This is a genomic window from Pseudoalteromonas sp. 0802 (genome assembly GCF_013350085.1).
Classification (GTDB): domain Bacteria; phylum Pseudomonadota; class Gammaproteobacteria; order Enterobacterales; family Alteromonadaceae; genus Pseudoalteromonas.
The window spans coordinates 1-11,605 of record NZ_JABVXE010000037.1; the positions used below are offsets into that span (position 1 = coordinate 1).

At 37.5% G+C, this 11,605-nt stretch carries 11 protein-coding genes; 5 read left to right on the forward strand and 6 right to left on the reverse strand.

Going from position 1 to position 11,605, the window contains the following annotated elements:
• Positions 1-457 precede the first annotated feature (457 nt).
• The 4 genes from HUS61_RS20580 to HUS61_RS20595 are packed head-to-tail and all read right to left on the reverse strand — an operon-like array spanning position 458 to position 5,681.
• The gene (locus HUS61_RS20580) at positions 458-2,101 is read right to left on the reverse strand and encodes a hypothetical protein (RefSeq protein WP_175083607.1); all 1,644 of its coding nucleotides are present in this window, start codon (positions 2,099-2,101) and stop codon (positions 458-460) included.
• Complete coding sequence (locus HUS61_RS20585) at positions 2,091-3,011, reverse strand: TniB family NTP-binding protein (RefSeq protein ID WP_175083608.1); 921 nt, start codon at positions 3,009-3,011, stop codon at positions 2,091-2,093. Before HUS61_RS20585 ends, HUS61_RS20580 begins: the two co-directional genes overlap by 11 nt.
• Entirely contained in the window at positions 3,008-4,999 is a 1,992-nt protein-coding gene (locus HUS61_RS20590) for a DDE-type integrase/transposase/recombinase (RefSeq protein ID WP_175083609.1), read from the reverse strand. Before HUS61_RS20590 ends, HUS61_RS20585 begins: the two co-directional genes overlap by 4 nt.
• The gene (locus HUS61_RS20595) at positions 4,983-5,681 is read right to left on the reverse strand and encodes a TnsA endonuclease N-terminal domain-containing protein (RefSeq protein WP_175083610.1); all 699 of its coding nucleotides are present in this window, start codon (positions 5,679-5,681) and stop codon (positions 4,983-4,985) included. Before HUS61_RS20595 ends, HUS61_RS20590 begins: the two co-directional genes overlap by 17 nt.
• Positions 5,682-6,001: 320 nt before the next feature.
• On the opposite strand from HUS61_RS20595, the gene umuD reads away from it, so the two are divergent.
• Both umuD and HUS61_RS20605 read left to right on the forward strand, forming a co-directional pair.
• Entirely contained in the window at positions 6,002-6,415 is a 414-nt protein-coding gene (gene umuD / locus HUS61_RS20600; protein ID WP_055199050.1) for a translesion error-prone DNA polymerase V autoproteolytic subunit, read from the forward strand.
• Positions 6,403-7,662 (forward strand): Y-family DNA polymerase, encoded by a 1,260-nt coding sequence (locus tag HUS61_RS20605; protein WP_175083611.1) that lies wholly within the window; start codon positions 6,403-6,405, stop codon positions 7,660-7,662. The genes umuD and HUS61_RS20605 overlap by 13 nt, the downstream gene beginning before the upstream one ends.
• Positions 7,663-7,707: 45 nt before the next feature.
• On the opposite strand, the gene HUS61_RS20610 is transcribed toward HUS61_RS20605, so the two are convergent.
• Together HUS61_RS20610 and HUS61_RS20615 are read right to left on the reverse strand one after the other, a co-directional pair.
• Positions 7,708-8,154, reverse strand: a complete 447-nt coding sequence (locus tag HUS61_RS20610; protein ID WP_175083612.1) for an antitoxin Xre-like helix-turn-helix domain-containing protein — start codon at positions 8,152-8,154, stop codon at positions 7,708-7,710.
• 342 nt (positions 8,155-8,496) lie between these two features.
• Entirely contained in the window at positions 8,497-8,967 is a 471-nt protein-coding gene (locus tag HUS61_RS20615; protein ID WP_062565901.1) for a GNAT family N-acetyltransferase, read from the reverse strand.
• Positions 8,968-9,249: 282 nt separating this feature from the next.
• Between HUS61_RS20615 and HUS61_RS20620 the strand changes: the two genes are divergently transcribed.
• From HUS61_RS20620 to HUS61_RS20630, 3 genes are all read left to right on the forward strand, one after another.
• Entirely contained in the window at positions 9,250-9,720 is a 471-nt protein-coding gene (locus HUS61_RS20620; RefSeq protein ID WP_082710926.1) for a hypothetical protein, read from the forward strand.
• Positions 9,710-9,850 (forward strand): DUF4113 domain-containing protein, encoded by a 141-nt coding sequence (locus HUS61_RS21955; RefSeq protein WP_368737278.1) that lies wholly within the window; start codon positions 9,710-9,712, stop codon positions 9,848-9,850. The genes HUS61_RS20620 and HUS61_RS21955 overlap by 11 nt, the downstream gene beginning before the upstream one ends.
• Positions 9,851-10,293: 443 nt before the next feature.
• Positions 10,294-11,256 (forward strand): sensor domain-containing diguanylate cyclase, encoded by a 963-nt coding sequence (locus tag HUS61_RS20630; protein ID WP_062565903.1) that lies wholly within the window; start codon positions 10,294-10,296, stop codon positions 11,254-11,256.
• Positions 11,257-11,605: the final 349 nt, after the last annotated feature.

Consider the following 11,605-nt stretch of genomic DNA (forward strand, 5'->3'; position numbering starts at 1 on the left):
ACCTCGTTAGTTGAAACGTGGTGATAAATTAGGCCATCTGCAAAAACATGCCTAGGTGTGGTTGCTGTTACGGTTACACAGTTATAACAAGTACACCTCTGAAACTAACCAAATAAGGTATCACATTACAGCTTTGTCAGAAGTCATTTCAGTTTTGGAATGAAACATTCAACTTTGTTCTTTCTGATCCAAGACTGGAATTAAGCTAAAGAAATAGTGGGAAAATTTAAGAGCACTTTCTGATTTGTATAGCTTCAAGTTTCTGATTAAACGCTAGAATTTGTTATTTTTCACGATTAATCGCTGGAATAAATTTGCCATTAATATTTTGAGCAAAATCCAAACGAAAAAAAGGCCGAGGGCATTAAATGCTCTCGGCCTATTATTAGTGTGATTTCAACTTTTTGTCAAATCAAGACAGCTAAGCGAAACTAAACAAGTCGACTAAAAACTCTAGTTAATGACGGCGTTTGTTTCTAAAAATGATGACGTCTTTTGATAAATCTATGTTTGATTTACTAAAGTGTGTAAATCGTGATTGTAATTTTTGCATACAACAATTATTGAGATGTGCTTTGTCATACAGAACAAAATCTGTTCTGTTTGGATCCATGTAAATTTGAAAAATTGGCTGCACGTTACAGCACCCCGTGATACGTTTTTCGCACGTTCTCGCTTTTTCAAAATTAGCTTTTCTATTTAAAATAAGGTAGTTAGAAACAAATTCACGTATGCTATCTGCATCTATTTGTTCACTATTTTTCGTTGAAAGCTTTAGATACTCATTTTCAATTAATGTACTTAAAACATCTGCATTTATTTTCAACATACGAACAGCGTCATACTTATTCACTTCGTCTATTGCATTCCACTTTTCTTTCAATAATTGCTTTAACCCATTTTCACTTACATATAAATGATTAACCCGTTCGATGCTTGTATTGACTTTATATAGACCTTCGACATGACTATTTAACACACAACTAACAAGCTCATCTCTCGATAAATCAAACAAATCATAGATGCCATTGGGGACATCACTTACTTTCAAGAATTTATCATCACATTCAGAAACTAGCTCAAATGATTTCGATAAAGCTTCTGCAACTTTTCTCATGTCATAAAATGACTTATCTTGTTGCTTACAAAGATAGATTGCATCAAACATGTTTTGCTGAGCAACATGAGAAAGCGACTTCATATTGATACCCAAAAACTCAGAAAGAGCTGCCCCGTCGACTTGGTAAGAAAAACTTTGTGAATCGAATTTACTATCAAAGCGATGAGTAGAAACATATAAAGACTTGTCTATCTGAGCATCATGATATTTTAATAAAAGAGTCTTTACTTCTAACTCTTCAGTCGATTTTAAAAAGTTATACTCATGCTGAATTGAGTAGATTGAGTTAGCAATCTCATCTAATCGATGATGCATGACTAATTCACCGCACTTTTCAAACTGCGCTCTGTGCTTTAATAATAAATGCTTCCAGATGCCTGAAACAGATGGGCACGACAAAACTTTGAACGCGTCATCAAATAATAATCTGATTTGCTGAACACTAAATTTTTGAAATTTAATTTTTGCTTGAATAAAGTCAAAGGGTCTGAATAAAAGGCTTGAGAACCCTAGTAGCTTCTCAGCAAACTCTGAGCTTTCAGTCTCACTCAAAGACAGCATGTATCGCTCAAAACTCAGTAAATCATATGACTCTTGTATGTCATAAACAGGCAGGTTTTTTACATTGATTAGCGCACATTCATGTACTCGACAGCTAGTCACTTCAATATGCTGCCATTGATAAAGTTGAATCCCCAAGCTCTTATAGCAACAAGGACAAATCTTAATATGGTCAGAATCATTTATTGTGCCGCTTTTTTCAAGCACTTGAGTACAGTCTAATAATTTATATTGCTCAATATCATGTTTAATCTGCTCATTTTCAAGTAACTTTTCAAAGTGAGAATGTGTATAAAGTTCAAATCGCGTTGGTGTCTGAATAGCATTAGATAGCATCAACTTTTTAACTGTTGCAAATCCATAAAAGCGAGCCACGGCCGCACACGCTGCATATGGTGATATAAAATGATTAGAGTTCATAATTAACTCCTAATTCTACTTTTAGCAAAGAGAACTTTTTAGAAAATGGATTCGCTTGATTTTTCTTTGACGCACTAATTGAACTAAACACAGCAGCAAAATCTTTGACGAGAACTTCATCTCTATTTTTGTCACATGCATGAAAAATTGCTTTTCGTATGAGCATACTCAGTTGACGCAAATCACCTTTTGTCATAGCAAAAATTGGTAAGCTGATTTCGGGATTTGTGAAGTCAATTTGAGAAAGTTTCAAATGTTTATTCAGTGTTATTAGATATTTCACAAAGTGAACATAATTTTTCCTTGTCGAGACTGAAAGCAGTTTTTTCTCAATAATGAGTGAACATCGTGATGCAAATTGTTCATTAATTTCAAGTATATTCATGACTTTTGAAGTGCCAGCGAACACAAGAAATAACCCTAGTTCATCAACTAATTCTTTTAGATAATCTGCAATTTGCCGCGCCGACTTCACACCGACTTTTTCAACGACTTGCTGAAATTCATCAAACACAAGAACACGATAACGCTTGTTCTTAACTTGCTGCGCGATACGTCGACGAAGCTCAACTTCAGAGCCCTGTATTGAGCCGGGCTCGGCCATACCTACTAAGATTGCACGGTACAGGTCAAGCGGGCTCATGTTCGACGGCGAGCGAATATAACATGCTTTTATTGACTTGTTTTCACTTACGTCTGTGCTGTGCTTTTCATTGAATCGCTTTATAAAAGTTTTGAGTAACGTTGTTTTGCCACTTCCTGAGTCACCAACAATCACGCAACAACTACCGACCCCAAGACTTAAAGTCTGCTGTGATTCTTCAAGCAAATCAGCAAGCTCTTGACGATTATTCACGCAATCAAATGTTTTACTGTATAACAATTCGGCCTTGCCTTTTAAACAACTCATAACTCACCGCCCGGCTCAAAATCATCAAAAGTTGCACCAGTGTCGAAATCTTCGTCGACAGCAACTTGCGCATTTAGCGACCTTAAAATCTGCTCGCGCGCGTCAACTGAATCAACATCAATTGCTTTATCGTTATTGTATTTTGTCCGAGCTGGCTGTTTGCGACCTGTTTCAATCTCACGCTTTTCAGCTTGCTTTTGCTTGGCTTTTTTGAAGTTGGGCAAGCCTCGCTTGCTGCCGCTCTTGTACTCATAATGCTTACGCTCAACAACATCACATTCACTGAATTGCGCGTTACGAGCAGCATCAAGCTCAGCTTGTTGAACACCTGCATCATCGTGATGATTCATCTCGCGAATAGGCACGATAAATGTGTCGTTTTGATGCTTCACAACAACACTACTTGTATCAATATCACTGTAAAAACATTCAACACTTTCTACTCCTGCTAAGCCTAGCGCTTTCAGCTCATCACTTACATACTGCTCATTTTTAAGCTTAATTGAGCCGTTACCGTATAGCTTACACTTTGCACGATAACAGCCGCGAAATTCAGATAACTCTGCATTTTCAGGTACGGTTTGCAGCAGTGGATTTTTACTGATTGCATTCATCCACACGTCTACAGGCGCACGATTTTTAAGGCCACTATGGGCTGATTGCATGTAAACATTTGTGATGTAATCTTCAAACGCTGCGACGAACTCTTCAAGCGTCATTGATGCATGAAGTTCAGCATCTTCTGTCGCTTCTAGATGACTATTATTGACACGCGTTTTTGAGCCTAAATAGCCCGGCAGTTTACTTAAAAACTCACGTCTTAGCGTGCGGAAAAAGCTTTCAATAAACGGCTTACTCTGTCCTTCGCCACTACGTGTGGTGATTGAATTCGCACCCAGTTGCAAAGCAAGCGACTTAAATATATTGCCTTTCGTTGCTGTCGTCGCATCATTCACAAGCTTCACTGGTACACCAAAACACGGCCAAAGTGGATTATCTTTTGGGGTCACAACACTTTTTAAACATTCGACGGCTAAATCAGCAGATTCGGATGCGTTTTTACCGACACGAATTGAATAACCGAGCGGACATCGTGTGCAAGTATCAATCGCAATCATCATTACAATTGTACCCAAAAACTTATTCGCATCGTTATTTAAACCTTGATTAATATAAACCGCATCCATTTCAACACGTTCCAATGGATCTTCAGGCACAAACTCACGGCCAAGTTTATAACGCAGTTTTTTAGCTTCAGCTTTGCTTAAGGTCTTTTGTGTCGTTAATAATGCAAGCGTTTCGCGAAAACGACGATATATAGTGTCGACACACGGTATGATTGGATAACACGCTGGCTTTGATTTACTAAGCTCGCGTATCTTAGCTCTCAACATATCTGCTATTGCATGTACAGATTTTGCAGTTGCATCGCTTCTAACAAGATAATAATCACAAAAATACTCGTAAATTAAATCTTCTGTTGCAGCTGTCAATCGCTTTGAGTTTTTCTTTTCATGATAGCCAAAACCGATTACTGAACGTATATCCCCACCTGAATCGCGATACACCTTTATCTTAGCTTGGCACGAGCTACGCGAGTATTTTCTTGAGTTATAACTCGACCAATTAAAGGCCTCGATGGTTTCATCAACATTATGCTTTGCAGTAAAATTTTTATAGTGTTTCTCGAAATGCAAGTCAAAAAACGCTTGCCACATACTCATCTGATTTAATTGATTTTCAGTCAGCAATTGTTGCATCGGTATGTCAGAAGCGCGCTCATAAATAACGGCTTCGTTCTCTATGATCTTTTTATAGAGTTCAGGTTGTGTCATGCACTCGACTCTTGCATTATTCACTTTCTGACTGTCATCATCAAACAATGAGTAAAAAATCATATTATCTAAGTGCTCTCGCGCTACCGAGCGCACTAGATAAGAGCTGTTATCCATTCTAAACTTTGTACCTTGTTTAATTAAAGCGCCCATCACACACCACCATAAAATTGTTAATTAAGACACTTTCACTACAGATATCACGTGAAAACCCTATTTTTATATAATCTTTCAGAATAAAATGACAAATCAGATTTCTATTTAAGTTCAGAGCATCACAGATTGCGTGTGCTTTCTGTAGAGTCAGCTCACTCGGTAAGACATCAAGCAGTGTGTTCACATGCTCATCATTCACAACTTTCATTGACAAAGCATTGCGTAATATCATCTTCATGTTTGAGAGCGCGCGTCTAGACGGTAGGTCTTTTTCCGTCATCACAGCAAACTCAAAACCCAACTTTTCGAACGCCTTCTCAATCAAAAAATGAATGCGTTTTGTCTTTTCATCAATCGCTTTTGAGTGCTTCACTTCGACCACGCGAACACTGCCATCACAATAAATTAACGAAAAATCAGGTGTATACAATCGCTTCTTTTTGTCATCTGTGTAACTGATTGAAAACGGCTGGGTTCGAACAGATTTTATCGTTTGCTCAAACTCAAACATCAATGCAAAATGTGACTCGTTGAACGATTCGAAAAAATGCGGCTGGTTATCTTTCAGTGTCGGGCAAAGGCCGCTGATATTAAAACGACTGAACCGATCAAGGCGACGTCGCATACTTTCTTTGTTATATACACTATCAATATTGTTGTGATTTGAATGCTCATTCATAACGCTAACTCTCACTCTAAAATTCAATCTCTTTTTTAAAGTAGCGGCTAAATTCACAAAATCAAGCTATTTACTATTTATTTTAAAGCTTACCGCCACTTTAACCAATTAACACCATATAAAGATATTTTAAAATCATAAGTAATTGAAAAAGAATTATCTTTTTTTGTCACAAATACAAAAAAGATAATAAACTTCCAAATGACCGGCCGTTATTAGCAGTAATTTTTTTGAGATGAAAATCTAAACGAAGAAACTTCAAAAGAGTGGAATGACACAGACAATCAAACTATACTGTATATATATACAGTGAGGTGCGTATGTTTGTTATTCCAATTTATATCGAAGCGGGCATTACCGGCTTTGAATCACCAGCAGCAGAATATACTGAGCTAGGCATATCGTTAGATGAGCTTGTTATTCGCCACCCTAATGCGACCTTTATAGGCCTTGCATCCGGGCAGTCTATGCAAGATGTGGGTATCTTTGATGGTGATTTACTTGTCGTTGATAGAGCTGAAAACGTGACTTCCGGTGATGTTATCGTTGCAAGCTATAACGGTACATTCGTGTGCAAAATTATCGATAAATCAAATCGCTTGCTAATCTCTGCATCTAAGAATTATTCATCGGTTTATATTTCTCCTGAAGATGACTTCAAACTAGAGGGCGTCGTTACAACCAGTATTCGGCTTCATAAAAATAAAGTCGCGCTCAGTAAATGTTTGCCCTAGTTGATGCAGTAGCATTTTATGCCAGTGCTGAGAAAGTGTTTGACCCTGCTATACGTCATAAGCCCGTTGTTGTATTAACAAATAACGATGGGTGTATATGTGCTGTATGTCCGATTGCTAGACAACTCAGTATCCCCAAGTTTCAGCCTTACTTTAAAATTAAGCGCTACTTAGAACATCACGATGTTGTTGTACGCTCATCTAACTATGAGCTTTATGCTGATTTAAGTGAGCGAATGATGACGGTTATCGGGCGTTTTTGTGATGACCACTACGTATACAGTATTGATGAATCATTTTTACGTTTCTCTGGATTTTCTAAAGTAATTAGTGATTGGGCTGACTATGGACAAGTTATTCGTCGTGCCGTTTGGCGTGAAACGGGACTGCCTGTTGGTGTTGGGTTTGGACCTACCCCCACGCTCGCAAAAGCAGCCAATCATGCAGCTAAGAAGCTGTTTGGATATAACGGTGTCGCCGTTATCAATGATGATAAATCACGCTGTGAAATTTTATCTAAGATGGCCGTAACCGATGTGTGGGGAATTGGCTCCCGCCTAGGTAATAAATTAAAACAACTGAATATACAAACAGCCTTGGATTTAGCAAATCAAAACCCTAAAGCAATGAGAAGAATGTTCAGCGTCGTGGTTGAGCGCACAGTTAATGAACTCAATGGTGTAGCGTGTTTAACTTGGGATGAAGTAAAACAAAATAAGAAAGAAATCTTTTCAACACGAAGCTTTGGCGAGCGCATTACTGATATCACTCCTTTAAAAGCTGCGCTTGTAACACATGCTGCTATTGTGGCTAGGAAGTTAAGACGACAACACTCTTTAACAAAGCGTATTGTTATATTTGCAGCCAGCTCCCCGCATGAAGAAGTCTATTACAAAAAGTCGATGCTGTATGACTTTATCACACCAACATCCGATACTCGCGTCATTGCAAAAGCGGTGTCCGAAGTTATCAATACACTATATAAACCCGATACCCGTTTTTATCGATGTGGAATCGGTGCAATTGAACTTGAGAGTGAGTACTTTTATCAAACAGATATGTTTAACAAAAGTGCTGACAACCCTAAAATAATGACGTGTATCGACACAATTAACAACCGCTATGGTGTTGGCGCTTTAAGCATTGGCAGTGAAAAGCTCACGCAAAAATGGGCTATGAGACGCGCTTTTTTATCACCACATTACACTACCCGATGGTCAGATATTCCCGTGATTGACTGTGACTGAAACAGTGAAGTGAAAATATTTAGATAAAACTAAGCTAAACAGTCATCATGCTGTGAAACCGTGCTTAAGTTGTTTAATAATATTTTTTATCAGCTCACGTCCGCGTATTGAGTTCAACACTAATTGAGGTGACCGACCATTGAATTGAATATGAGCAGTATTTAACCATACATTCCAGTTTTCGATGCAACCAAAATAGTTAATTCCAATCATACTTAGCCTTGCAACTTCAATCGCATGTTCGCTAGTTTGTGAACTTAATGATTTAGATTTACATCGCGATAATGTTGCAGATGTTGTACCTAATGCGTTTGCGACTGTTGCCATATCCCATCCCATTAGACTGGCAAAAGCATATACTCCGGATGCATTCACACCATTTCTTACAACTGTTATTTCTGACAAAGGGTTTGAATGGGATGTAAGTTCTCCACATGAAATTACTTGAACTAAATCAGAGTAACTTGATAACTTTAACTGGCTTTCTGTCATTTGACACCCGCTTAAAATCACGCATTGATTTAAGTTTAGCAGAGAAATCTTTTGAATTAGCATTAACGAAATGGAATGTATCGAGTCACATAAAAACACATGTTAGATTAGTTGCTATATCGATTTCAGCGTAACTAAGAAATTGCTTATGATACTTACTTAATGTAAGGGCTAATTTACCTTCTACGGCTTCGCGAATTAAAGTATCACCTTATTTAACCCCCAACTCTTCACAATGCTTGTCTGACAGTGGAACGTCGACGTTTTAACCTCCTTTTACAGGCCATTAGCTTAGGACTTGTAATAAATTAATTTAACACAAAGTAAAACAGAAGCTTTATTTCAGCCTATCACAGCCTCTTTTCCGGCATAATAGATCGTAAATTGACTTGTATTAAACTTATGATTTCCGAGCACTTTATATTTATGGTAAAGCCCTGTTCTCTCAGCGTTTTCAGATGCCATACGAATCACAAATTTATTAAGCCTATTCTGATGTGATATATGAATCGAGTCCTCAATTAGCTGTGTAGCTATAGACTGTCGGCGATTAGCAGAGTCGACATATGTATTGAATAATTCGCATACTCTGTTATGAAAGTAAAAATACCTAAACGCCACAATTTCGCCCTCTACGATAGCTAGCAAAATGTTATGGGTATCATCAAGGCTTTCATAGCCTGTAGGAAAAAAATCCCTAAAAAACATTAATTGATTCTCAAGAAATAATTCATATTCATTCCTTACTTCCATGGTCATTTTAGACACTATAGCTTTTGAAAGTTGCAATGATTTTATATGCTTTAACTGCATTGTAATCGACTCCTTGGTAATTTAATTATCTAGACTAGCATAAGAAAGCTATCTAAGTGATTCATACATCAGAAAAGATTATTGGCCCGAGCTCACGTCCAAAGTTCTCTGCTCCTGCTACATCAGGTAGTCTATAGCGCCTCATATGCGGTCCTTTGTCATGCGGTCTTGGAGGAGTAATAGAATTTAGACTATTTGCTGAAGCTACTAGTCTAGTTAAGATTGGGAAGTCCAGACATTAGTTGGATCAAAAAGACGTTCACAGTTGTTCTTGCCCGTACTGTGGAAGAGTTACGAGGAAAACCTGCGGTAGAATTGAAAGATATTAACGACTCTCGCGATAGAATTTGCGTATCTCAAAGTATGGGAATACCGGTGATTGAGCTTACGGAGCTTTCTGAAGCTGTTACAGCACATGCAACAAAAGCAGCGTTTAAGCTTCGTCGATTTAAATCTTATACATCAGCAATAACAGTATTCATCCACACAGATTCATTTAGACAGGCAGAGCCGCAGTATCATAAGTCACAATCAATAAAACTACCCTACTCCACAGCGGATACATCTACACTGGTGTCTTATGCAAGCTTTGCATTAAAAGCTATTTTTAAGAAGGGGTTCAAATACAAAAAAGCCGGTGTTATTTTTGAAGAACTTTCATTACACGATGATATGCAACAACTTGAGCTTTTATCGGAGAATTTACCACTGAATATTAGCTCAAAAACGTTAGTCATTGATGATGATAAATAGAAAATTTGGACGAAGTACATTGAAACTTGCAAGTGAAGGATTCTCTCACCCTTGGAGACCTAAAGACGATTTAGCACCGTTAAATTACACGACTAAACTTTCAGATATCCCTACTCCGAAAGCAAAGTAAATTAAAAGTAATTTTCAATTATTATAGCTCCCGAGTACAAGAGACAACCAAGGCCGGCTAGAATAATAGCAGTATTGAAAATAGACATGCCGATCTTGAATTTACGAGGTACCGTTTCTTCTTCCATGTTCAGACCCATTATGCAGTAATTGCTAAACTGTAGTTATTACTAAAGTCCAAATTAAAGTATTTTGGTAGTTTAAATTGGAACGCCAACCCTAATTAAGGTACATCATTCTTGACATAATATAGCACATATTTTGTGATGAAAAGAGTGAGCCTTTCTTACTGAGCTAACGTAAGGTTAGAAATTACATAAGTATAATATCGTAATCAATAAGTCATGAAGAGCAACAAGTGCACCTATTAATTACACATGGCGTTACCATATTTTTAGAACTTATGTACTATACTTCATTGTGATTAGTAGCTCTGGAGTTCGAATGGCTGGATATCCTTATACATCACTTCACGATTTGGCACTTAAAGATATTGAGTGGGAACGTTGGCAAAGGCTCGTTAATTCAATTGCAGCGTTGTTCAACTCGCCAGTGGCATTTATAAATCAAGCTTCCAACAAAGGCATTGAAGTTCTAGTTGCTTCAGAATTACCTACGACCCATTATTCCCCAGGCGGCTCTGCAAGTATTGAAACTAATGTTTATTGCCATAAAGTAGTTAGAAGTAACTCGCCGCTCTACGTCAAGGATGCCTCAAAAACTAATGAATGGGATAATAACCCAGAAGTAACAGAAGATAATTACGTATCGTACTTGGTTTATCCTATCCATTGGCCTGATGGTAAGTGCTTCGGTACTTTATGTGTTATGGATACATCGCCGACTAATTACAAGCAACCTTTTCTTGAGATGCTTGAAGTATTAAGAGATGTGATCAGCAGTGATTTGGCACACCTTTATAAAGAGAGTGAATTAAAAATAGAAAGTCGATTAGATCCCTTAACTGAAATACATAATAGACGAGGCTTTGAAGAAGCCTTTATCCAATTTCAAAAATTAGGTAACCGTCTTAACAGAGCAGCTCAATTACTTTTTATAGATCTAAATAACTTTAAGAAAATAAACGATACTCTAGGCCATAATGCTGGTGACGAAGTCCTTAAACGTTTTGCCAATGTTCTAAGATCATGCATCAGAAAAACAGATTTGCTTTGTCGCTGGGGTGGTGATGAGTTTGTTATTATCTTAAATAATGAAGATAAAGTTGCACAAAAAGAGTTCATTGAACGAATTAAAGAAAAACAAGAGAATGATTTTAAGAACTATGGTTACAAAGAAATTTGTTTTTCTGTGGGTGCTGTAGAAGTAGTGCCAAATATAAACTGCGACTTAGCTCAGCTATTACACAAAGCCGATAACATCATGTACTCTTGCAAAAAAGATTAACCGCTTACAGTAAACAAGCTCTTACTACCAACCTTCCGCTTAAGCTCTATAGCAATATACAACAGCTGTGCTACCTGTCCTTAAAGGCGCCTAGCAATACTATAAGAACAAGGTTTATTTTTCCCTAAGCTATATCTAAAGAAACTCACTACCAAATGGAAACTTGACTGAAAAAGAACTATTTTCTAGGCTTATTTTAGTATGACGCTAAGGCGCATTAAGAGCCGTAATGAAAAAAAACAACTTTGAAACTAACTCAACCTTCAGTCCTACAACAAACTTGCCTGACGTTCGCTTCTTAGAGCTCATTGAATCACTCTCAAAAGTAGCTGTTCAAGGCTACAATCGA

Excerpts from the sequence above, each read along its gene's own strand:
- HUS61_RS20595 (WP_175083610.1), bottom strand. The coding sequence starts at position 5,681 with ATGAATGAGCATTCAAATCACAACAATATTGATAGTGTATATAACAAA.
- HUS61_RS20580 (WP_175083607.1), bottom strand. The coding sequence starts at position 2,101 with ATGAACTCTAATCATTTTATATCACCATATGCAGCGTGTGCGGCCGTG.
- umuD (WP_055199050.1), top strand. The coding sequence starts at position 6,002 with ATGTTTGTTATTCCAATTTATATCGAAGCGGGCATTACCGGCTTTGAA.
- HUS61_RS20610 (WP_175083612.1), bottom strand. The coding sequence starts at position 8,154 with ATGACAGAAAGCCAGTTAAAGTTATCAAGTTACTCTGATTTAGTTCAA.
- HUS61_RS20585 (WP_175083608.1), bottom strand. The coding sequence starts at position 3,011 with ATGAGTTGTTTAAAAGGCAAGGCCGAATTGTTATACAGTAAAACATTT.
- HUS61_RS20590 (WP_175083609.1), bottom strand. The coding sequence starts at position 4,999 with ATGGGCGCTTTAATTAAACAAGGTACAAAGTTTAGAATGGATAACAGC.
- HUS61_RS20630 (WP_062565903.1), top strand. The coding sequence starts at position 10,294 with ATGGCTGGATATCCTTATACATCACTTCACGATTTGGCACTTAAAGAT.
- HUS61_RS20615 (WP_062565901.1), bottom strand. The coding sequence starts at position 8,967 with ATGCAGTTAAAGCATATAAAATCATTGCAACTTTCAAAAGCTATAGTG.
- HUS61_RS20605 (WP_175083611.1), top strand. The coding sequence starts at position 6,403 with ATGTTTGCCCTAGTTGATGCAGTAGCATTTTATGCCAGTGCTGAGAAA.
- HUS61_RS21955 (WP_368737278.1), top strand. The coding sequence starts at position 9,710 with ATGATAAATAGAAAATTTGGACGAAGTACATTGAAACTTGCAAGTGAA.